This window comes from Mycobacterium neumannii, assembly GCF_002245615.1.
Taxonomy (GTDB): Bacteria; Actinomycetota; Actinomycetes; order Mycobacteriales; family Mycobacteriaceae; genus Mycobacterium; species Mycobacterium neumannii_A.
The window spans coordinates 204952-225526 of sequence record NZ_NKCO01000002.1 but is presented as its reverse complement, the minus strand read 5'-3'; the positions used below and the strand labels follow the sequence as shown (position 1 = coordinate 225526).

22 protein-coding genes are annotated in these 20575 nt (G+C 66.3%); 8 read left to right on the top strand and 14 right to left on the bottom strand.

Translation table 11 applies throughout. The annotated features are described in order from the left end of the window. Window positions 1-71: 71 nt before the first annotated feature. Window positions 72-797, bottom strand: coding sequence for a DUF1906 domain-containing protein (locus CEX88_RS03770; RefSeq protein WP_238381937.1), 726 nt, complete (start codon window positions 795-797; stop codon window positions 72-74). 164 nt (window positions 798-961) lie between these two features. Here CEX88_RS03770 and CEX88_RS03765 point away from each other — a divergent pair, with 164 nt between their 5' ends. Further along, the gene (locus CEX88_RS03765) at window positions 962-2170 is read left to right on the top strand and encodes an ABC transporter substrate-binding protein (protein WP_094292453.1); all 1209 of its coding nucleotides are present in this window, start codon (window positions 962-964) and stop codon (window positions 2168-2170) included. On the opposite strand, the gene CEX88_RS03760 is transcribed toward CEX88_RS03765, so the two are convergent. Next, entirely contained in the window at window positions 2160-2990 is an 831-nt protein-coding gene (locus CEX88_RS03760) for a MerR family transcriptional regulator (protein WP_238381936.1), read from the bottom strand. The two genes, CEX88_RS03765 and CEX88_RS03760, sit on opposite strands and share 11 nt — an antisense overlap. A 262-nt stretch (window positions 2991-3252) precedes the next feature. Between CEX88_RS03760 and CEX88_RS03755 the strand changes: the two genes are divergently transcribed. Beyond that, window positions 3253-4539 carry an MFS transporter gene (locus tag CEX88_RS03755; RefSeq protein WP_066840759.1) on the top strand — a complete coding sequence of 429 codons (1287 nt, stop codon included), beginning with the start codon at window positions 3253-3255 and terminating at the stop codon, window positions 4537-4539. A gap of 13 nt (window positions 4540-4552) precedes the next feature. Here CEX88_RS03755 and CEX88_RS03750 read toward each other — a convergent pair whose 3' ends face one another. After that, on the bottom strand, window positions 4553-4972 hold the full coding sequence (locus CEX88_RS03750) for a ChaB family protein (RefSeq protein WP_066840761.1): 420 nt from the start codon (window positions 4970-4972) through the stop codon (window positions 4553-4555). 57 nt (window positions 4973-5029) lie between these two features. Between CEX88_RS03750 and CEX88_RS03745 the strand changes: the two genes are divergently transcribed. Further along, window positions 5030-5764 (top strand): IspD/TarI family cytidylyltransferase, encoded by a 735-nt coding sequence (locus CEX88_RS03745; protein ID WP_231987568.1) that lies wholly within the window; start codon window positions 5030-5032, stop codon window positions 5762-5764. Here the strand turns inward: CEX88_RS03745 and CEX88_RS03740 are convergent. The 6 genes from CEX88_RS03740 to CEX88_RS03715 all read right to left on the bottom strand — a co-directional run bounded on the left by CEX88_RS03740 (window position 5739) and on the right by CEX88_RS03715 (window position 12526). After that, a complete protein-coding gene (locus tag CEX88_RS03740; protein ID WP_094292451.1) occupies window positions 5739-6431 on the bottom strand; it encodes an IspD/TarI family cytidylyltransferase in 693 nt (230 codons plus the stop codon). The genes CEX88_RS03745 and CEX88_RS03740 overlap by 26 nt on opposite strands. Before the next feature lie 10 nt (window positions 6432-6441). Next, window positions 6442-7107 carry a hypothetical protein gene (locus CEX88_RS03735; RefSeq protein WP_094292450.1) on the bottom strand — a complete coding sequence of 222 codons (666 nt, stop codon included), beginning with the start codon at window positions 7105-7107 and terminating at the stop codon, window positions 6442-6444. Continuing rightward, a complete protein-coding gene (locus CEX88_RS03730; protein WP_094292449.1) occupies window positions 7104-8015 on the bottom strand; it encodes a hypothetical protein in 912 nt (303 codons plus the stop codon). Before CEX88_RS03730 ends, CEX88_RS03735 begins: the two co-directional genes overlap by 4 nt. Before the next feature lie 139 nt (window positions 8016-8154). Then, a complete protein-coding gene (locus tag CEX88_RS03725) occupies window positions 8155-9627 on the bottom strand; it encodes a FadD3 family acyl-CoA ligase (RefSeq protein WP_094292448.1) in 1473 nt (490 codons plus the stop codon). Between the two features lie 46 nt (window positions 9628-9673). Continuing rightward, window positions 9674-10864 carry an amidohydrolase family protein gene (locus tag CEX88_RS03720; RefSeq protein WP_064396980.1) on the bottom strand — a complete coding sequence of 397 codons (1191 nt, stop codon included), beginning with the start codon at window positions 10862-10864 and terminating at the stop codon, window positions 9674-9676. Window positions 10865-10945: 81 nt separating this feature from the next. Further along, the gene (locus CEX88_RS03715; RefSeq protein ID WP_094292447.1) at window positions 10946-12526 is read right to left on the bottom strand and encodes an AMP-binding protein; all 1581 of its coding nucleotides are present in this window, start codon (window positions 12524-12526) and stop codon (window positions 10946-10948) included. A 90-nt stretch (window positions 12527-12616) separates the two neighbouring features. Between CEX88_RS03715 and CEX88_RS03710 the strand changes: the two genes are divergently transcribed. Then, on the top strand, window positions 12617-13333 hold the full coding sequence (locus tag CEX88_RS03710) for an enoyl-CoA hydratase/isomerase family protein (RefSeq protein ID WP_094292446.1): 717 nt from the start codon (window positions 12617-12619) through the stop codon (window positions 13331-13333). A 90-nt stretch (window positions 13334-13423) separates the two neighbouring features. Here CEX88_RS03710 and CEX88_RS03705 read toward each other — a convergent pair whose 3' ends face one another. From CEX88_RS03705 to CEX88_RS03690, 4 genes are read right to left on the bottom strand one after another with little or no spacing between them, the layout of a single operon-like run. After that, window positions 13424-13954 carry a VOC family protein gene (locus CEX88_RS03705; RefSeq protein ID WP_094292445.1) on the bottom strand — a complete coding sequence of 177 codons (531 nt, stop codon included), beginning with the start codon at window positions 13952-13954 and terminating at the stop codon, window positions 13424-13426. Further along, window positions 13951-14973 carry a zinc-binding dehydrogenase gene (locus CEX88_RS03700; RefSeq protein ID WP_202931361.1) on the bottom strand — a complete coding sequence of 341 codons (1023 nt, stop codon included), beginning with the start codon at window positions 14971-14973 and terminating at the stop codon, window positions 13951-13953. Before CEX88_RS03700 ends, CEX88_RS03705 begins: the two co-directional genes overlap by 4 nt. Window position 14974: 1 nt before the next feature. Beyond that, window positions 14975-15778: an SDR family NAD(P)-dependent oxidoreductase gene (locus tag CEX88_RS03695; RefSeq protein ID WP_202931360.1), complete on the bottom strand. Its 804-nt coding sequence runs from the start codon at window positions 15776-15778 to the stop codon at window positions 14975-14977. Then, window positions 15775-16194, bottom strand: coding sequence for a nuclear transport factor 2 family protein (locus CEX88_RS03690; protein ID WP_094292443.1), 420 nt, complete (start codon window positions 16192-16194; stop codon window positions 15775-15777). Before CEX88_RS03690 ends, CEX88_RS03695 begins: the two co-directional genes overlap by 4 nt. Window positions 16195-16278: 84 nt before the next feature. On the opposite strand from CEX88_RS03690, the gene CEX88_RS03685 reads away from it, so the two are divergent. Genes CEX88_RS03685 through CEX88_RS03675 form a run of 3 tightly spaced genes read left to right on the top strand, consistent with a single transcriptional unit; the run spans window position 16279 to window position 18374 of the window. Further along, complete coding sequence (locus tag CEX88_RS03685) at window positions 16279-16701, top strand: Zn-ribbon domain-containing OB-fold protein (RefSeq protein ID WP_094292442.1); 423 nt, start codon at window positions 16279-16281, stop codon at window positions 16699-16701. Window positions 16702-16717: 16 nt separating this feature from the next. Continuing rightward, window positions 16718-17863 carry a thiolase family protein gene (locus CEX88_RS03680; protein WP_094292441.1) on the top strand — a complete coding sequence of 382 codons (1146 nt, stop codon included), beginning with the start codon at window positions 16718-16720 and terminating at the stop codon, window positions 17861-17863. Between the two features lie 52 nt (window positions 17864-17915). Beyond that, on the top strand, window positions 17916-18374 hold the full coding sequence (locus CEX88_RS03675) for a hypothetical protein (RefSeq protein WP_094292440.1): 459 nt from the start codon (window positions 17916-17918) through the stop codon (window positions 18372-18374). A gap of 37 nt (window positions 18375-18411) precedes the next feature. Here the strand turns inward: CEX88_RS03675 and CEX88_RS03670 are convergent, their stop codons facing one another. Further along, window positions 18412-19020 (bottom strand): TetR/AcrR family transcriptional regulator, encoded by a 609-nt coding sequence (locus tag CEX88_RS03670; protein ID WP_094292439.1) that lies wholly within the window; start codon window positions 19018-19020, stop codon window positions 18412-18414. 181 nt (window positions 19021-19201) lie between these two features. Here CEX88_RS03670 and CEX88_RS03665 point away from each other — a divergent pair, with 181 nt between their 5' ends. Further along, window positions 19202-20497 (top strand): cytochrome P450, encoded by a 1296-nt coding sequence (locus CEX88_RS03665; RefSeq protein WP_094292438.1) that lies wholly within the window; start codon window positions 19202-19204, stop codon window positions 20495-20497. The last annotated feature ends 78 nt before the right edge of the window (window positions 20498-20575 follow it).

Here is a 20575-nt window from a genome sequence, read left to right as displayed (position 1 = left end):
TCCGATCTGTCTTCTCGGAGCCGTCGGCCACCGAGAAAAGTTTGCTGAACGTACTTACCGATCGGTAAGGTTTAGTCCCACTGCCCAAATTGGGGCTTGAGGATGTGGTTGATGTCCACGCCGACGCCCGCGATTGATCGGCTGTCGATCTCGACCTGGTGCAGATGGGCGGCCGCGTGCGCGACCTTCCCCGGCGATCCCCAGTTGTGCTGCCAGTAGTACGTTCCGATGCCGTCCTGGAGCGCCCACTCGATGGTCTTCGAGTTGGCATAGACACCGACGCGCTGCTTGCCCAGCACCGCTTCCCAGCCACGCAGGTACGGGGCCACCTGCTGTTTGTACTGCGCGTAGGTCGGATTGTCGTCGATCGATGCATAGATCGGCGCGCCCTGAGGGCCGCCGGCGGCGACGTGCAGCTCCCAGCCGCGTTTCGCGTGGGCCACCCCGGCGTTCTGGCCGCCGAGCCAGTCGGCGGTGTCCTTCTTGCCGTACTGATAGCAGGACGCGATTTTCAACCCGGCCTGGTACAGGTCGCGCGCCTCGGCCAGTTGGATCGGCTTCCCCAACATCCATGCGCCGCCGGGTCGTCGGTCGGAGACGTAGCGAATCGCCCCCAGGGCGCCCGCTGCTCGGATGTCGCTGGCCTTGAGCACACCCGCGGCGTAGTCGAGGAGAATCCCGTGCGGCGCCGCTGACGCGGGTGCGGCGTGCACACCGGCACCGAAAACGAGCGCCGCAGGCGCAGCCACCGCGCCCCTGAGGACGGTCCGCCGCGATATCGGCCACGATGCTGACACGTGCCACAGAATACGACAGCCGTCACAGCAATCACGCGGATGCCATTGGCAACATCTGCACCAATCTTCGCTCTCTCGGCGCGGCGTTGCCGAGCTAAGCCGAAACGCGAAATCATCGGGTAGCACGGTTCGACGATCCGCTGACCAACCGAGGAGTGACACCCATGGCGCGCAGGCCGCCCACCGCCGCGCGAACCGGCTCGATCGTCATCTCCTGTGCTGTTCTGGTGTTCGCGCTGACGTCCGGATGCTCACCCGGGCAACAGTCCCCCGCAGGGCAGCAGCCACCGAACATCGAACCGCTCAGCTCGGTCGGCGAGGGCGAGGGCCGACTCAACCTGATCGCCTGGGCCGGATATGTCGAAGACGGCTCCAACGACGCGCAAGCCGACTGGGTGACGCCGTTCGAACAGCAGACTGGATGCCAGACCGAGGTGACGCTGGGCAACACATCCGACGAGATGGTCGGATTGATGCGCAGCGGGCGATACGACGGGGTGTCGGCCTCCGGGGACGCGACGCTTCGGCTCATCTACGCGGGCGACGTGGCTCCCGTGAACACCGCACTGGTCCCCCACTACGAATCGATCTCGCCGTTCCTCAAGAACCAACCCTGGAATTCGGTCGACGGTCAGATGTACGGCATCCCGCACGGGTGGGGCGCCAACCTGCTGATGTACAACATCGCGGTCGTGCGGGACGCGCCGAACTCCTGGGCGGCGGTCTTCGACGACGCCGACAGGTACCGCGGCAAGGTCACCGCGTACGACTCACCCATCTACATCGCCGACGCAGCGCTGTACCTGTCCAAGAAGAGGCCCGAACTGGGCATCGAGGACCCGTACTCGCTCGATGACCGGCAACTCGATGCCGCGGTGCAACTGCTCGAAGAGCAGCGCCAGAACATCGGCGTGTACTGGTCGGACTATCTCAAGGAGGTGGAGGCGTTCGAGTCCGGCGCCTCCGTCATCGGCACCACCTGGCAGGTGATCGCCAACACGATCGGGGCGCGCAACAGGGTTCCGGTCAACACGGTGCTGCCCAAAGAGGGGTCCACCGGTTGGTCGGACACGTGGATGATCTCGACGAAGGCCGCCCACCCGAACTGCATGTACAAGTGGCTGAACTGGATCTCCTCACCGGAGGTCAACGCCGAGGCCGCCGAGTTCTTCGGCGAGGCGCCCGCCAACGCCAAGGCCTGCGAGTTCACCACCGAGCGCGACTTCTGCGACATCTACCACGCCACCGACGCGAGCTTCGCCGCCAAGATCCACTACTGGACCACACCGCAGAAGAAATGCGTCGACGGCGGCGGTGACGACTGCACCGACTACGACGAATGGGTCGAACGATGGCGGCAGATCACCGAGTGAGCGGCCCGCGCTGAGGGGGTCCCGCCTGTCCGCCGGGTAAACCGCCCCCGCTGTATCTCGCGTCTGCAATGTGGCGGTGAAGCGCCTCGTCCAGCCGACTGAACACGACGCTGGTCCACAGGTTCCGGTACTCGCCCACCGTCCGCATGAGCTCATCACCGCCTGCCCGGGTCGACGCGTGCTCCGCGCCCAACCGCGCGGTCACGAAGTCTTCGAGGGCGTCGACGAACTGAGCCGCCAACGCGTCGACCGCACCATCGGTGGCCTCGACGATGTGCGACAGCACCTGGACGGATACGAGTGGATCTGCCGACTGCGCCACCGCCCGTCGCACCGCGGTGTCGATCAACACCACGAAGCCGTCGACCACCTCCGCGAATCCGTACTCGACCAACCGCCGCACCTCGTCGCTGTCGGGGCCGATCGCAAGCCCGTCCCCGTTCGCCTCTGCCGCCACGGACGCTTCCCGGGCGTCTGCTTCGGATCCGGGACCCAGCACGGCCCGCTGGATGCCGAGGATGTCGGCAAGGTCGGCGCCCTCACGCAGGCTGGCGAAGAACTCGGCGATGTGGGCGGAGTTGAAGCCGCGGCGGTGCAGCTGGTTGATGGTGCGCAACTGTGACAGGTGGTAGTCGTCGTAGAACGCCGACCGGCCGACGCGGCGCGGCGGATCCAGCAATCCACGCTCGCGATACGCACGAATGTTGCGGGCGCTGACGCCGGAGATCTGGGCCAGCTCGTTGAGGCGATACTCAGCCAACGTCGCGAACCCCGGCGGGAGCGCGTGCCGGCTGAGCCACGCGACGATCCATGCGATCACTGTAATGGCGCCGACGGTTGCGAGCAAACTATCGACCCGCTGACTCCTATCATCCGACGAGCCGATTGCAACGCTTCTATCAGCGTCAATTTAGTAGTCTCATTTCACAGCTTGCGCAACAGCTCCGTTGCTAGCCAACTCGGCGCCGCGGTCCGATCAGGTCGGTGAGCGAACTCACCGACGCGGAATTGGCGCTGCCGCACAGCCGTGCGGAACCATGGAAAAGTCAGACTTATCAACCGCCGGCGAGAAAGGGTTCGGTGTGCGTCCCTGGATCGTCTGGGTCACCGGCCTGTTTGCGTACATCGTCGCCGTTCTCGACCGCACCACATTGGGCGTGTCCGGACTCCATGCCGCCGAACGGTTCCACGCCAGCCCGAGCGTGCTTTCGACGTTCGTCGTGCTGCAGGTCATCGTCTACGCCGCAGCGCAGGTGCCTGCCGGGGTTCTGCTGGACCGCTTCGGCTCCAAGACGCTGATCCTGACGGGCGCCGCGCTGATGTCCGGCGGCCAACTCACGCTCGCGTTCACCGAGTCGCTGCCCACCGCCATCGGGGCACGAGCGGTGGTGGGTCTCGGCGACGCGTTCACGTTCATCTCGGTGCTGCGACTCGTGCCGCACTGGTTCACCCCCCGCCAGGTTCCGCTGGTCACGCAGTTGACCGGTATCTGCGGCCAGCTCGGCCAGGTGTTGTCGGCGGTACCGTTCTTCGCCGTCCTCAACGCATGGGGCTGGACGACGGCCTACGTTTCGGTGGCCGCGGTCGGCGTCTTGTCGATGGCGCTGACTGCTGCGCTGGTGAAGAACACCCCGCACGGCAACGCGGTGGCGATCCACACCGTCTCCGTGCGTGAGACGCTGGCCAGCGTCAAGACGGTCTGGCTGCGACCGGGCACGCGACTCGGGTTCTTCACCCATATGGGCACCCAGTTCTCGGTGACGGTGTTCGCGCTGATGTGGGGCGTTCCCTACCTGACCAACGCGCAGGGCCTTTCGGCCGGCGTAGCCGGGTTGATGCTGACGGTCTCAGTGGTGGCCGCCATATCGGCGGGGGTGCTGATCGGCATCTTCACCGGGCGTCGGCCACACCGCCGCTCTCGTCTGGTTCTGGCGATCATCGCCAGCAACGCGTTGATATGGACCATTGTGTTGGCGTTACCCGGCAGGGCGCCGCTGTGGCTGCTCGTGTTGCTGATCGTCGTGATCTCGGTCGGCGGACCCGGTTCGATGGTCGGCTTCGACTTCGCGCGCACGTTCAACCCGAGCGCCACGCTGGGCACCGCTTCCGGTCTGGTCAACATGGGCGGGTTCATCGCCTCGTTGCTGGTGATGCAGGCGATGGGCGCGATCCTCGACGCGACGGGCGGATTCTCCTCCGACTCGTTCCGGCTGGCCTGGACCGTGCAGTACGCGATCTGGACGTTCGCGGTCGTCGGCATTCTCATCACCCGGGGCAAGGCACGCCGGGTGATGAGGGTCGAACAGGAGCGGATGTTGCTGGAGGGGCTCGACACCCACACCGGCCGAGACACCGGCGCAGGTGACTGAGTGAACCGATCCGTCAGCGGTTGCGGGCGGTCTCGCGGCGGTTGGCCTTCTTGATCGCCGAGACCAGCTCGTCCTTGTTCATCGACGACCGACCCGAAATGTCAAGGCGCCGCGCGATTTCCATGAGGTGCTTCTTGGAGGAGTTGGCGTTCACGCCCTCGGCAGTATCGCCCTTGGCGTTCGGGCCGCCGCTGCGTGCACGCTCATCGGACGGACCCTTCTCGTCCTTCGCCTCCCAGTGGTCGCCGACCTTCTCGTAGCTGTGCTTGAGCGCGCTGTAGGCGACGCGGTGTGCGCGTTCACCCTCGCCGTACTCTTCGGCAGCGGCGTCATGGGCCTTGGCGAAGGTCCGCTGGGCCTTGGCGTCCGACTTCTGCAGTGTGCTGGGCAGTTCGCTCTTCCGGGCGCTGCCGCTCTTGGATGTCTTCGGCATGCAAAATTGCGTACCCGGGCCGTGAGGTGCCGAAACGGTCGGTGCCAAGATACGGGGGTGACCGTCGAGGAGCCCGAAACACCGCCGTGCGCCGTGGCGGTCGTGCTCGCGGCAGGCCTGGGCACCAGGGTCGGCGCCGACGGCAACAAGGCCTACCTCCCTGTCGCGGGTCGACCGATGGCGGCGTGGTCGCTGGAGACCCTCACGACGGTGTCCGACATCGACCGCATCGTGCTGGTGCACCGGAAGGGCGAGCTGGCTCTGGCACGGGACATGGTTGCACGCGAATTGCCCACCGCCGACGTGGAACTCGTTGAGGGCGGCGACACCCGGCACGGTTCCGAACTCAACGTCCTACGCCATCTGCAAACCGACATCGAATCCGGGCGCATCGACGTCGTGCTCATCCACGACGCCGCGCGACCGATGGCCGGCGCGGAGATGTTCACCCGCGCGCTCGCGCTCGCCCGCGAATCCGGTGGCGCGATACCGGCGTTGCCCCTTCGCGACGTGGTGACCACCGCCCTGCGGCGGCCGGCCGACGGGTCCGCGCTGGTTCGGGTGCAGACACCGCAGGCCTTCCGTGCCGCACAACTGCTTGCCGCGTACCGTAGCTCGGAACGTCACCGCTTCGAGGGCACCGATACGTCGTCGTGCGTCGAGGCGTTCACCGACGTTGCGGTGCAGACCTTTCCGGGTGAACCGCACAACATCAAGGTGACGTACGCAGGCGACATCGCGACCGCCGAACGTCTGCTCACGACACTCAGCGGGCGCCGCGGCTCGCGATGATGGCCTCGAGGAGCAGACTGTGGTGCGGGAGGTCGACCGCAACGGCCTCGGCGTCACCGTCGACTGTCACAACCGGCACTACCGATCGGATCGCCTCCACGGCCTCGTCGAACTCCCCGACGGATTCGGCGATCAGCCGGCCGAGGTGGTCGGCGGCGAAACCGCGGGGATATTGCACGGTCTGAAGCGTCGACCGATCCAGTGAGGCGGTGACGACACCACGCTCGTCGACGACCTTCACGCTGTCGGTGACCGGCAGGACAGGTAGCACGACGGAAGCTCCCTGCCTCAAGTGCTCGATGACCCGAGCCTGCAGCTGCGCCGGGGTCAGAGGCTGGTTGACGTTGTAGACGAGTACGTGTGATGCCGAAACGGGCTCGGCCACAACCTTTTCGAGTGCAACAGCCAGGCACTGCGCCCGTGTGGCAGTCCCGGCGACCGCGACGAGCCCGACGGCCGACCCGTCGCGGGCGAGTAGGGCGCCTACGTCGTCTGTGAACTGTTCGGCGACCGCCACCACGACCCTGGCGGGATCGGCGACCGCTTCCAGACAGGCGTGCACGACACGCGACAGGGGCGATCGACCCGCCACCGGTTCGAGCGCAGCGGCTTCGGCGGCAGGCACCGTCACGACCGCCGCGAGGGATTGGCCGGGGAGCGCCGTCACGGCGGCGACGCTACACGGGGTCGAACTTGTTGATCAGCCAGCGGCCGTCGGACTTGGTCAAGCCGACCTTGACCGCGCTTGCCGCGAAGGCCCCGTCCGGGTTCTCCTTGCTGACCGTCGTCTGATTGACGAAGACCAACACCACGGCGGTGTCGGGCTGCATCTCGGCCACGCCGGCCTCCACCACAGCAGCGCTGGTCTTGACCTGCTTCTCCTGAACCGCCGGGGTCACGATCTGCTCGGTGAACTGCGTGTAGTAGTTCAGGAAGTCCCCCGTCAGGTGCGACTTCGCGTTCGTGAAGTCCTGCTCCATCGAATCAGGGGCATACGACAACAGCGCCACGGTGCCCGACTTCGCCGCCTCCAGTGCGACCCGTTGGGCGTCGGGGTTGGTCTCCTGGTCGGCCCGGAACTGGAAGAAGTAAAGCCAGGCCGCGACACCTGCCGAGACCACCAGCAGAATTGTCAGCAGAATCGCGCCGAGATACCTCCGCACGGCACTGCGGGGTTTCGGCCGGCTCTTCTCGGCCGCTTCCGAGTCCTCGGACGCTTGCGTCTCCTCGGCCGCTTGCGTCTCCTCGGCCGCCGTCGACTCCGGTTCGACGGCTGTCGATTCCGGCTCGTCGGAGGCCGCGGTCTTCACGTCGGCCTCGTCGGGTTTGGTTTCGGCGCTCACGGTACGAACTCGACTTTCGACATCTTGATCTGATCACCCTCGCGGACCAGATCCACCTTCAGCCGCCATGAGCGAGGCTCCTGATTGGCACCTGCGGTGTTGGTGACCCTCGAGGTGGCCGAGACCAGCGCGGTGGCGTTGGTGTCGGTCATCGACGTCAGTGCCGCAGTGTTCACGGTGACCTCGGTGACCACCTTGGAATCCTTGGCGACCTGGGTGAAGTCCTCGGCCTGGGCCTCGAAGTCATCCCTGAACTGACCCGTCGAGTTGTCGATGATGCGCTGCACGTCTTCCTGGGCCCTGTTGAAGTCCAACGACATCAGGGTCACCACGCTCTGCCGCGCGGCCGCGGTGAATTCGGCGGTGCGCTGCTGCTCCTCTTGGGCCAGCCGGTGCTGCCACACCATGTACGCGCTCGCGGCCCCGAACGCCAGGATCAGGACGACAGCCACCACCGCAGCGACGATCTTCCACCTGATCCGCGGCATCCGCAGGCGGCGGGACCGCGTCGTCGCCTCGGCCTTGTCGGGCTCCGCTGAGTCCTCGACGTCGGTGTCGGCCGCTTCGTCGGTTTCGGTTGCCTCGCCGGCTTCCGGTTGGGCGGCGTCGTCGGCCACGGTGTCGGTGGTCTTCGCCCCGGGCGCCGTCTCCTCGACCGGCTCGAGAACCTCGTCGACCTCCGGGTCCGGCGCCTTGGTTTCAGCAGCCTGCCTGCGCAACCGGATGGCCTTCGCGCGAGCGCGCGCGGCGGCGGCGAGCGCCTCCGCCTCGGCCGCTTCGGCCTCCGCCTCCTCGGCGAGGCGAAGCGCCTCGTCCGAGTCCGCCGACCGCTGCTCAGGGTCATCCCGCGGCGGTTTGTCGACGCGGTCCGCGTCGATCACCGACTCGCGGCGCCTGAATGACGGCACAGCGCCCTCCTTGTCTGCTTCACCACTAGTGAGAATGCCATTATCGATTTTTGAGTATCGCCGCGACGATACCTGCGCAGGCACCGCCCGGCAAACACCGTCTTCCTGCGGAAATGCTATTTACGCGCTACGCATATGCTCAGCGGCGATTGTCCAGAAGGCGGTCCTTCATCACCTTGCCGGTGGCGTTCAACGGCAGGCTGTCGAGGAACTCTACAGAGCGTGGCACCTTGAAACCCGCCATTCGTTCCCGGCTCCACGAAATGAGGTCCTCACCCGTGACGCGGTCGTGACCCGCACTGCGCACCACGAACGCCTTGCCCACCTGGCCCAACCTCTCGTCGGGAACCCCGATAACGGCTGCCTGAGCCACCGCGGGGTGTTCGAGCAGAAAGCCTTCGATCTCAGCGGGATAGGCGTTGAATCCGCCGACGATGAACATGTCCTTCTTGCGCCCGACGATCCGCAGTCGGCCCGACTCGGTGAACTCGCCGAGATCGCCGGTGTGCAGGAAGCCTTCGGAGTCGATCGCGTCGGCGGTCGCAGCGGGGTCGTCGAGATAGCCCTGCATCACGTTGTAGCCGCGCACCAACACCTCGCCGTCGTCGGCGATGCGAACCTCGACGTCCTCGCACGGCAGACCCGCGGTCGTCGCGACATCCTCGGGGGTGTCCCCCGGCCGCGACAACGTCACGTTGCCGGCTTCGGTTAGGCCGTAGCCGGTCATCAGGCTTTCGAACGGCAACTCGTCGCGGATGCGGCGGATCAACTCCACCGGGATGTCGGCCGCGCCGGTCACGCCGGCCCGCAGGGAGGCGAGCCGGTCTGTGTCGGCCACGGTCAGCAGCGAGTGGTACAGCGTGGGCGGACCGGGCAACATCGTGATGCGCTCGCGCTCGATGAGATCGACCACCGTATCGACGTCGAAAGCGGCCACCGGAAGCATCGTGGCGCCCCGTAGGAACGAGGCGATGAGTCCGGCCTTGAGGCCGAACGTGTGGAAGTACGGGTTGATCATCAGGTAGCGATCACCCTCGCGGAGGTCGGCGAGCGTCGCCCACTCCTCGTATGCACGCAGCGTCTGGAGGTGATTCATCATCGCGCCCTTGGGCCGACCCGTGGTGCCCGAGGTGAAGATGACGTCGGCGACGTCGGTACCCCTCAGGTCGCCGACGCGATCGTCGAACGGAGCGCCGGCGGACAGGAACCCCGAACCGAGGTCGATCACCGGCACGTCGGTGCTCACCGAATAGTCCAGGCCGAGGAAGTCCTTTTGTACCAGCACGGCCTTCGCACCGCTGCGGCCGATGACGTCGGCGGCCTCCTCCGGTTTGAACCGGGTGTTGACCGGAACCAGCACACCACCGGCGACCAGCAGGCCGAACGCGGCGACAATCCAGTCGGCGGAGTTCGGTGCCCAGATCGCCAGCCGATCGCCTTTGACAATCCCGAAGTCGGCGAACGCGCCTGCCGCGCAACGTATCCGCCCGATCAGCTCGCTGAAGGACAAGCGCAACGGACCGTCGACGACCGCTTCCGCGTCGCCGAAACGGTCCGCTGCGCTCAAGACCATCTCGGGGATGGTCTCCCAAGTGACGGCGCTACTCCTCATCGGGCGCGGGACGCCCTTGATCGTCGTAGCGCGGCGTTTCGGTACGTCACACGGTGACGAGGCGACCCAGGTTGCCGCCCATGATCTTCGCCTGATCCTCGACCGAAAGGTGTTCGAGCGCGGTGACGTAGTGCGTCGGTTCGGCCAGGCCCTCAGGGTGCGGCCAGTCCGAGCCGTAGAGCACCTGATCCACGCCGATCAGGTTGATCAGGTCGTCGATGCCCTCCTCGTAGAACGGGCTGACGAAGATGCGGTTCTTGATCTCCTCGATCGGGTTGCCCAGGAAGGCTTCTGGCGCCTTCTTGTACACCTCGGCCATCGAGTCCAGCAGCGGGAACATCCACTTCGAACCGGCTTCGACGATGCCGACCTTGAGCTTCGGGTGCCGGAACAGCGCACCGTGGATGACCCACGACGCCACCGCGTCCTGGATCGGGCGCCACTCGTTGAGGATCGACATCGCATTGGTCTGGAACGGCAGCATCTCCTGCGCGACGCCGTCCCACTCCGAGGTGTAGCGCGAGTAGCCGCTGTCCGAGGAGTGCATGCCGACGAAGATGTCGTGATGGACGACGCGCTCCCAGAACGGGTCGAACTCGGGCAGCGCGAACGACCGCGGGCCGCGGAAACCGGGGACCGGCGCCGGACGGATCAGAATGGCGCGAGCGCCACGCTCGACCGCCCACTCCAGTTCCTCGATCGCCTTCTCGACGATGGGCAGAGTGATCACCGGCGTGACGAAGATGCGGTTCTGGTAGTTGAAGCCCCACACCTCGTCCAGCCACTGGTTCAGCGAATGGATGATCACGTGGATGGCGACCGGATCGTCGCGCAGCCGCTCCTCGATCAGGCTGGCCAGCGTCGGGAACATCAGCGAGCGGTCCACGCCCAGTTCGTTCATCAGCTCCAGCCGCGGAGCGGGTTCGAAGAACGCCGGGATGGAGCGCATCGGCTCACCGAACAGTTCGCGCTTGCTCTTGCCGTCCGGGTTGCCGAACTTGAAGTACTCCTCCCACGCGCCGGGCTTGGCGACGTGCGAGAAGGTCGGGTTCGGGATGTAGTTGCTGATCTGGCCCTTGATCGCGATCTTCGTGCGGCCGTTGACCTCGACGTACTGAACGATGTCCTTGTACTCCTTGGGGAGGTACTTGGTCATCGCCTCGGGGGGCTCGTAGAGATGGTTGTCCGCATCGAACAGCGGAAACGGGATGTCGACCCGGTGTGAAAGTTGTCCCATGGAACACTCCTTTTCTTCTCGGGAGAATCCTATTCTCATTGGTGTCCGGTTCGCAATGTGCTGACGGTCGTACCGCCTGAGTTACCCCCGCGCTTTGGCTCGCACCTGCTCCCGCAGGACGAACTTCTGAACCTTTCCGCTAGCCGTGCGCGGATAGTCCTCGCCCTCGGGCACCTCGTGCAGTTCCTCGGGCCACTTCTGGACCGCGACACCCGCATGCTTGAAGTGGTCGCGTACCTCTTCGAGCGACGGCATGGTGCTGCCCGGCCGGATGCGCAGCACCGCTGCCGTCCGCTCACCGAGCCGGTCGTCGGGCGCGGCGACCACGACGGCTTCGGCCACACCGGGCATACCGAGCAGCACTTCCTCGACTTCGAGCGCGGAAATGTTCTCTCCCCCACGGATGATCACGTCGGCCTTGCGGTCGGTGATGGTGAGGTAGCCGTCCTCGTCGAGCACTCCGACGTCGCCGGTGTGGTACCAACCGTCGTCGTCGAACGCCCGCTCGGTCATCTCGTCGTCGGTGTAGCCCAGGCACAAATCCGGCCCCCGCGAGAGGATTTCACCGTCCTCGGTGAGCTTGATCTCCACGCCGGGGCGCGGGTCGCCGTCGGTGTAGAGCCGTTTGTCCTCCGGCGCACTGGGCCGCGAGCCCGTGATGGACGGATGCTCGGTGCTGCCGTAGGAACGGAATACGAAGAACCCCATGTCGGCGAGCCGGCGCGTCACCGCCGCGGGGACGGTCGACCCGCCGAGGCCGACGGTGGTGAACCGGGAACGGTGCGCGTCGGTGCAGTCCGGATGGTCGAGCAGGCTGGTGACGAAGTACGGCGGCCCGCCGCCGACCGACATCCCCTCGGTCTCCATGAGTTTGAGCACCTTGCCGGGATCCCACACGTCGCACAGATCGATCGGGGCGCCCTCGAGCACCGGGATCAGAAACGCACCGACCATGCCGATGAAGTGACCGATCGGCGTCGCGGTCAACTGGCGGCCGCGGTCCTTGGGATAGTTCTCGAGCAGCTGACGGGTTTCGAAGCCCAGCGTCTGATGGCTGTGGACAACGCCTTTCGGGTTGCTGGTCGTCCCCGAGGTGAATGCGATCAGCGCCGGGCCCGCCGGATCGGTGGCCAGTGTGCCCGCCATCGGGTCGTCGTCGAGGAGCTCGTCCAAACTGCAGACACGCTCCTCGCGCAAGCGCTCCTCGGCGCCCACCAGCGCCACGATCGGGACGTCGGCGGCCAGGTCGGGCGCAAATGTCATCCGGCCGAATTCGCGTGCGGTGATGAAGACCTTCGGCCGCGCGGTGGACAGGATGTGGGCAAGTTCCTTGCGACCGTAGAAGTGCACGATCGGCACCACGACCGCACCCAGGAAGGTGGACGCCCAGAACGCGACCGCGGCCTCCATCCAGTTGGGCAACTGCAGCGCGACCACGTCTCCGGGCCCGACCCCGCGCTTGTGCAGGCCGGCCGCGAGGCGACGGGCCCGCAGTTCCACGTCGGCGAATGTGCCTGTGTACGGGCGCACATCGGAGTGCACGCAGAAGCCGGTGTCCGGGTGGGCGGCCAGGTGGCGGGCCAACAGCTCACCGAGCGTGTCCGGAGTCCACCAGCCTTCCTCTTCGTAGCGTTTGGTCAGCTCGACCGGAATTTTGCGCATGGACTCCCCACACTCAGGCGGCTGCTCCGACTCGACGCGATGCTATTCTCTCAAACCGAGAATGCCAATATCGCAAATGGAGAACGATCGATGGTAGACCTCGAGTTGGAGGACGGCTTGGCGGTCGTCACCATCGACCGGCCGCAGGCGCGCAACGCGATCGCGCCGGAGACCATGGAGCAGCTCGACGCCGCGCTCGACGGAGCCGAAGGCGCGACCGCGCTCGTGGTCAAGGGCGCAGGCGACCGGGCGTTCGTGTCCGGCGGTGACCTCAAACAGCTGGCCGCGCTGCGCACCGAGGCCGACGCGGCGGCCATGGCCAGGCGGATGCGCGCGGTGTGTGATCGCATCGCGTCCTCCCCCGGCGTCACCATCGCCGTGCTCAACGGCCATGCGCTCGGCGGCGGTGCCGAGTTCGCGGTCTCGACCGACATCCGGCTGGCCGCCTCCGACATCAGGATCGGCTTCAACCAGGTGGCGCTGGAGATCATGCCCGCCTGGGGCGGCGCCGAGCGGTTGGTCGACATCGTCGGTTACAGCAAGGCGCTGCTGCTGGCAGGCACCGGCACCATCCTCTCGGCCGAGGAGGCCGAACGCGTGGGCCTGGTCGATCAGGTGCTGGCGCGAGAGTCGTTCGACGACGACTGGCGCGCGATCGCCCGCAAGCTGGCCCACCGGCCGGCCGGCGAGATCAAGCGCGTGATGAAGGGCGCCTCGACCGACGAGGCCGTCGACGCGTTCGCGCGGTTGTGGGTCTCCGACGAGCACTGGGCCGCCGCCGACAAGGCGATGAACCGCACCAAGTAACTTCTGCGCGCCCACCTCCGCGAAATTGCGTTCCAGCAGGCCCGTACTCGACCTTCCGCTGCTGGAATGCAATTTCGCGCCCGACGAGAGCTACCCGCCCAGTACCCGAATCGGGTCGCTGCCGTCCCAGTTCGCGGCGGCGTCGCGGACGAACGCCGCCATACCGCTGGTGATCTCGGTGAGTTCCATGATCTCGATGACCTGTGCGATATGGCCGGGGCCGCCCGGCGGTTCGACGTAGGCGAAGCGGGTGCCGACGTCCCCGCCGCCCGACCACACGACCGGCCAGCCGGCCGCCTCGACGGCCTCCATCGTGGCGTCGAAATCGTCTGCCCAGTAGGCGAACTGGTGAAATCCCTCGCCGTGGGCGTCGAGGAACTCGGTGAAGGCGCTGGGCGCCTCGCTGTGCTGTTGGATCAGCTCCATCTGCATATCGCCGCTGTTGCTCAGCGCCAGCGACTGGGTGACCTCACACGGCTCGCCGCGGTAGCGGGCGCTCAGCGTCAGATTCCGCATGACGAACCAGGGCCCGACCCCGAGCTCCAGCCAGCTCGCGATCGCCCGGTCGATATCGGTGACGACATAGCCGATCTGACGGATCGGCCCCGGCAGGATCGTCACGACGCCCCTGGATGGACGACGATGCGCGGCGGGCCTGCACCCCTGCGCACCTGATCGATCGCGTCGGGTACCTCGTCGAGACCGATCGTCGCCCCGATGCTCGGCGACGGATCGAGGCGACCATCGGCGACCGCGTCGAGCGTGCCGTACCAGTCCTGCGGGTGAGGCCCACCGCCGAACTGGATCGTCATGCCCTTGTGCGTGGCAGCGGTGCAGTCGATGGTGCCCGCGTCGTACCAGCCGCCCGCGGCATGCACTCGCGCCAGAAACTCGCACGAGTCGACGATGGTCTGCATCAAGCCCTTGGCGCCCACGCATTCGAAGATCACCTGCGTGGTCTGGAACCCGTTGGCGCGAAACGTTTCCCGCCACACCTCGTAGGGGTCGCGCTTCGCCGGGTTTACGAGCACGTCGGCGCCGAATTCGGCGGCGTAGCGCAGACGATCGTCGCTGTACTCCGACACCACGATCGGGGCGACGCCGCGCGCCTTCAACGCGGCGACGGTCGACAGGCCGATGGCGCCCGCGCCGATGACCAGCGGAAGGTCGTCCGACCCCACACCCGAGCACCGCACGTAGTACTCCCCCACGGCGAACGCGTCCACCAGCGCGACAGCGTCGTTCGGCGCCGCATCGGGCACGCGTCGCGACATCATCTCCGACACCACCATCAGTTCGCCGAACGCACCGTGGGCATCGGGATGATGGCCGATCACCAGTGGCTCCTGACCCGCGCGGATCAGGATCGGCATGCTCGTGACCCGCGTGCCCATCGGAAAGTCGCCCGAGCAGTCCGGCCCGTGGCCGACCACCTCGCCGACGAACTCGTGGCCCATCACGGTGTCGCGGTCCGGATCCCATCCGAACCGGGGCGAGGAGTTCGGATGGTCCATGTAGTGCACGTCCGAAGCGCAGATCGCCGCCGACAGCGGTCTGATCAGCAGCTCACCGGGGCCGGGTTGCGGATCGGCCGTCTCGCGGACGTCGAGCCTTCCGTCCCGCAGCACCACCGCTCGCATCTCAGCCCTTCCTCTTGGCGGCGAAATCGGTTGAGGCGGCGCTGATCATCTCGACCAGCGTGCGCCGGTCGATTGTCCACACCTGAGATGCCATGGCGCGGTTGTTCTCACCGACGACGTAGGTGGGGCCGTTGCCGATGTTCGCGATGATCTCGGCGGCGACGTCCTCCGAGCGCATCTGCGTCTGCGGGTCGTATTCGACACCCATCCGGGCCAGCGCCGGGGTGTAGGTCATGCCGAGCGGCGTGCAGCAGACGTCCACGCCGTGGGGACCAAGCTCGGCCCACAGTCCCTCGGCGAACGTGTGTTGGAACGCCTTCACCGCGGAATACACCGCGAGCGTGGCCGACCCGGCCAGACAGGCCAGCGACGCGACGATCACGACGCCGCCGCGACCGCGCTCGACCATCGCGGGCCCGAAGTGACGGGCCAGCGCCATCGGCCCGATGCAGTCGAGCGCGACCTGCTTGAGCGAGTAGTCGAGGTCGTTCTCCAGAAACGTCGTCGTGCGATCGGAGGCGCCGGCGTTGTAGACGACCAGCCCCACCTCGAGACCCTCCGTGGCGGTAGCCACCGTGGCGACGATGTCGGGGGCGGTCAAGTCCTGCACAAGTACGTGCACCTGCACGCCGTGCCGATCCCGCGCCGCGGCGGCGACCTGGTCGAGCAGAGCGCCGTTGCGCGCGATCACGACGAGATTGAGCCCGCGTGAGGCCAATTGGTCCGCCATCTCAGCGCCGATGCCCTCCGACGCCCCCGCGATGACGGCCCACGGGCCGTACCGCGTGGCGAACCCGGTGCTCACTGCGCCACGCCGGCCGCGCTCATCACCCGCGCGATGTTGGTGGTGCGCTTGACGATCCGCCATCCGTCCGCAGTTCGGGCGAGCTCGTCGTCGTAGTGGCCGAGCGCGTCGATCCAGCTTCCGTCGTCGTCCGGCACGGCCTTCAGCACGGCATGCACGTAGGACCGCGCCGTGGCCCGGTCGGCGCTCACGTCGACAACGATGTTGGAGATGCGGTGATACGTCTGCCCCATGCCGCCGTGGATCTGCTCCATCAGCGTGGTGAAGGCGTCGGCGTCGGTGAACGTGCCCAGGTCGCCGTAGTCGATGTCGACGTCGTCGGCCCAGCACGTGCGGAACAGCTTCCAGTCTTTGAAGTCGATTCCGGTCGCGTAACGGATCAAGACCTCGGCGATCTGCGCTTTATCGGCGTCCACATCCGGGAGGCTAGCAGCGAGTCGACCGCTTGACGACCCTGGTTCTCTCTAGACGAGAACGTCATTTCCGGTTATCGTCGGCGCGTGCCGACACAGCAAGTGGCGCTCGCGCCCGAAATCTCGACCTGGCCCGATGACAATCCGCAGCTGATTGGCAGCCGCTGCGGCGCATGCGGCGCCACCGCCTTCCCGGTTCAGCAGCGCTGCCCGAAGTGCAGCGCCGGCGACATGTCCGAGCTCAAGCTGCCCCGGCGAGGCACGCTGGTCGCCTGGACGACGCAGGGGTTCCCACCCGGTGCGCCGTACAAGGGCCCCACGGGCAACGACTTCGTGCCGTTCGGCGTCGGGTTGGTCCAACTCGAGGACGTCGTCCGCGTTGAGGGCCGCCTCACCGAGAACGACCCCGCCAAGCTCGAGTTCGGCATGGAGGTCGAGCTGACGATGGTGCCGTTCACCACCGACGACGACGGCAACGAGGTCGTCACCTTCGCCTTCAAGCCCGTCTAGACACAGGAGCACCGAGATGACAAACGACGTGGCGATCATCGGCGTGGGTTTGCACCCGTTCGGCCGATTCCCGAAGACCGCGATGGAGATGGGCGCCGAGGCGATCCAGTCCGCACTCACCGACGCCGGCGTGGACTGGAAGGACATCCAGTTCGGCTTCGGCGGCAGCTACGAGGTGTCCAACCCCGACGCGGTGACCCGGCTCGTCGGGTTGACGGGCATCACGTTCACCAACGTCTTCAACGCGTGTGCCACCGCCGCCAGTGCGATCCAGCAGACCGCTGACACCATCCGGCTCGGCAAGTACGACATCGGGATCGCGATCGGACTGGACAAGCACCCGCGCGGTGCGTTCACCGACGACCCGGCGAAACTGGCGCTACCGCAGTGGTATGCCGAGAACGGTCAGTTCGTCACCACCAAGTTCTTCGGGATGAAGGCCAACCATTACATCCACAAGCACGGCATCTCGCAGGCCACTCTGGCGAAGGTGGCGGCCAAGAACTTCCGCAACGGTGCCCTGAACCCGAACGCGTTCCGGCGCAAGGCGATCCCCGAAGAGGAGATTCTCAACTCGACGGTGCTGAACTACCCGCTGACGCAATACATGTTCTGCGCGCCCGACGAGGGCGCCGCGGCGGTGATCATGTGCCGCGGCGACATCGCGCATCGCTTCACCAAGAAGCCGGTCTACGTGCGCGCCACCGAGATTCGCACCCGCCGCTTCGGCGCCTACGAGGTGCACGCGACGTCGGCGCCGCTCGACGAGGATTCCTCGCCGACCGTATATGCCGCCAAGGCGGCGTATGAGGCGGCGGGATTGGGGCCGGAGGACGTCGACGTCGCGCAGCTTCAGGACACCGACGCCGGCGCCGAGGTCATCCACATGGCGGAGACAGGCCTGTGCGCCGACGGTGAGCAGGAGAAGCTACTGGCCGACGGCGCCACCGAGATCCACGGGTCGATACCGATCAACACCGACGGCGGTCTCATCGCCAACGGCGAACCGATCGGGGCCTCCGGGTTGCGGCAGGTGCACGAACTCGTCCGCCAGCTGCGCGGCGAGGCCGGCGACCGTCAGGTCCCCGGCGAGCCCAAAGTCGGCCTGGCTCAGGTGTACGGCGCTCCCGGCACCGCTTCGGCGACGATCCTGTCGGTCTGATGCGGTTCGCGATTCGCGACCTGGCCCGCGAACATCGTTTTAAGATCCGGAAATGATCTTCGCGCGCAGCGTCCGTCGCCCGGCCCGAACCACTTTGCCGGCTTTCCTCGCGGCAACCGTGGTGACTGCCGGTGGTGTGCTGACGGTCAGTGCGCCCGCGGTGGCGCAGGATCCCCCACCGCCGGTGCTGCACAACGTCAAGTACTCGGTGTTCTCCGAGCAACCGTTCTACGTCGACATCTATTACCGCGACGTCGATCCGCCGAACTGGGCCGCCTACAGCCACAACCCGTACCAGTTCAGCCCGAAGGTCGAGGCGCAGATCGGCCCGGACCAGCAGTGGAACCTGGACGTACAGCTGGCCAACCCCGATGACTGGGCGATGGTCACGGCGACCAGCGGACCTGGCGAGGCGAAACCCAATATTCACTGCGTCCTCGCGGTCGACGGGGTGGTAGTGAAGACGCATCAAGGCCCGAAGGGCGCGCTCTGCTCCATTCGGAGCTGGTGAGCGCCCGCTGGAGCTGGTGAGCGCGCCGCGCCTCGTTCTATCCCGTCGTGAGCGGTTCGCCTTCCAGCCGGCGAATCCAGTTCTCGCAGAACGCGAATGTCTCCGCATGCCCGGTGGTCATGCCGAGCGCCCGCTCAACCACCAGGGCCTGGGACACGCTCGTTGCGAATACCGTCCACACCACCGGCGGAACTTCTTGCGCCTGCGCGCCGTAGCTCTCGAGTACGGCCGCGATGGCCCTGTTCTGCTCCTCACGGAAGCGTTCGGCGTAGTAGATGATCTCGGCCCGTAGCGCCTTGCGGTGATTGGCCAGGCCCATGAACTCCATCGTGAGGCGGGTGGCCTCCGGCTGCGTGCTGAACCGCCACAGCGCCCACAGTGGCTGGGGCGAGGCGAGGGCTTCGGTGAGCGCCTTCAGACCCGCCTCGGCCATGCGCCGGAAGACGGCCAGGAACAGGTCTTCCATGGTCCGGAAGTAGTAATGCACCAGCTGGGGTTTCAGACCCGCCTTATCGGCGACGCGTCGCGATGTGACCGCCGCGTAGCCCTCCTCGAGCAGCAGTTGCTCGGCAGCATCCAGCAGCACGCCACGATTTTTCGCGTCCGGCGCCCCAATCCGTCGCGTCGGCCCAGAAACGCCAGTCATCCGATCACTTCTCTTCCCGCCCTTCCGACACGCCGATCGTAGTGGCGCCCCGCCGTCCGATCTTGACCACGACCTTAACCCCATGCTAAGCAAGTGCTCAGCATATTCAGCCAATTCATGAGCGGCCGCGTCCGCTCACCATCACGCGGGCCAGCGTCGACCCCCTGGAGGGCTCACACATATGACCACTGATTCCGGGACCACTGATTTCGATTCGGTTGACTACTTCACCGATCCCTCCCTCATCCCCGACCCGCACCCGTACTACGACCACATTCGCTCCAAGGATCCCGTCTGTTGTCCGATCAACAACGGCGTGCTCGCCGTCACCGGGTGGGAGGCGGCCAACAGCGTCTACAAGGACAGCGAGAACTACTCGTCCTGTGTCGCGGTCATGGGTCCGTTCACGCCGATACCGTTCACGCCCGAGGGCGACGACATCTGCGAACAACTCGAGAAGCACCGCACCGAGATCCCGTTGTTCGAGCACATGGTCACGATGGACCCGCCGCAGCACACGGATGCGCGTTCGATCCTGGCCCGCCTGCTGACCCCCAAGCGCCTCAAGGAGAACGAGGACTTCATGTGGCGGCTGGCCGATCGTCACATCGACGAGTTCATCGCCGACGGCAAGTGTGAATTCCTCGCCGCGTACGCAAAGCCGTTCTCGCTGTTGGTCGTTGCCGACCTGCTCGGTGTCCCCGAAGAGGACCACGAGGACTTTCGCGAGGCGTTCGGCGCCGAGCGTCCTGGTACGAACATCGGCGGTCTCGACCACGAGGTGATCGCCACCAATCCTCTTGAGTGGGCTGATGAGAAGTTCGCGCGGTACATCGAGGAACGTCGTGAGAACCCACGCGACGATGTGCTGACCTCGATCGCCGTCGCGAAGTACCCGGACGGCTCCACGCCCGAAGTGGTCGACGTGGTGCGCACGGCAACCTTCCTGTTCGCCGCCGGTCAGGAGACCACCGCGAAACTGCTCGGCGCCGCGATGCGGGTGCTCAGCGACCGTCCCGACATCCAACAGCAGTTGCGCGACGACCGCAGCCTGATCCCGGTGTTCATCGAGGAGTGCCTGCGGATGGACAGCCCGGTCAAGAGCGTGTTTCGGATGGCTCGTAAGACAACGATTCTCGGCGATACCCCGGTGCCCGCAGGTACCACGGTGATGGTCAGCCCGGGTGCGGCCAATCGCGACCCGAACCGCTTCGATGACCCGCACGAATTCCAGTTGGACCGCAAGAACGTGCGCGAGCACATCGCATTCAGCCGCGGTATCCATTCCTGTCCGGGCGCACCGCTTGCTCGTGTGGAGGGCCGTGTTTCGATCGAACGGCTGCTGGACCGGCTGGGCGACATCACAGTCAGCGAGGAGAAGCACGGGCCGATCGACGCTCGCCGCTACGTCTACGAGCCGACGTTCATCCTGCGCGGGCTCACCGAGATCAACATCGAGTTCAAGCCGCTCGGCTGAGCGTCACCACGGTCGCCGAAACTGCGGAGAGACCACACAAACCGCAGTTTCGGCGATCTGCGCGCGGTCTCGACGGGG

What these genes read in the sequence shown, in the direction of transcription:
- CEX88_RS03765 (WP_094292453.1), top strand. Translation starts at nt 962, where the DNA reads ATGGCGCGCAGGCCGCCCACCGCCGCGCGAACCGGCTCGATCGTCATC.
- CEX88_RS03750 (WP_066840761.1), bottom strand. Translation starts at nt 4,972, where the DNA reads ATGCCGAAGACATCCAAGAGCGGCAGCGCCCGGAAGAGCGAACTGCCC.
- CEX88_RS03725 (WP_094292448.1), bottom strand. Translation starts at nt 9,627, where the DNA reads ATGAGGAGTAGCGCCGTCACTTGGGAGACCATCCCCGAGATGGTCTTG.
- CEX88_RS03720 (WP_064396980.1), bottom strand. Translation starts at nt 10,864, where the DNA reads ATGGGACAACTTTCACACCGGGTCGACATCCCGTTTCCGCTGTTCGAT.
- CEX88_RS03715 (WP_094292447.1), bottom strand. Translation starts at nt 12,526, where the DNA reads ATGCGCAAAATTCCGGTCGAGCTGACCAAACGCTACGAAGAGGAAGGC.
- CEX88_RS03710 (WP_094292446.1), top strand. Translation starts at nt 12,617, where the DNA reads ATGGTAGACCTCGAGTTGGAGGACGGCTTGGCGGTCGTCACCATCGAC.
- CEX88_RS03700 (WP_202931361.1), bottom strand. Translation starts at nt 14,973, where the DNA reads ATGCGAGCGGTGGTGCTGCGGGACGGAAGGCTCGACGTCCGCGAGACG.
- CEX88_RS03680 (WP_094292441.1), top strand. Translation starts at nt 16,718, where the DNA reads ATGACAAACGACGTGGCGATCATCGGCGTGGGTTTGCACCCGTTCGGC.
- CEX88_RS03675 (WP_094292440.1), top strand. Translation starts at nt 17,916, where the DNA reads ATGATCTTCGCGCGCAGCGTCCGTCGCCCGGCCCGAACCACTTTGCCG.
- CEX88_RS03670 (WP_094292439.1), bottom strand. Translation starts at nt 19,020, where the DNA reads ATGACTGGCGTTTCTGGGCCGACGCGACGGATTGGGGCGCCGGACGCG.
- CEX88_RS03665 (WP_094292438.1), top strand. Translation starts at nt 19,202, where the DNA reads ATGACCACTGATTCCGGGACCACTGATTTCGATTCGGTTGACTACTTC.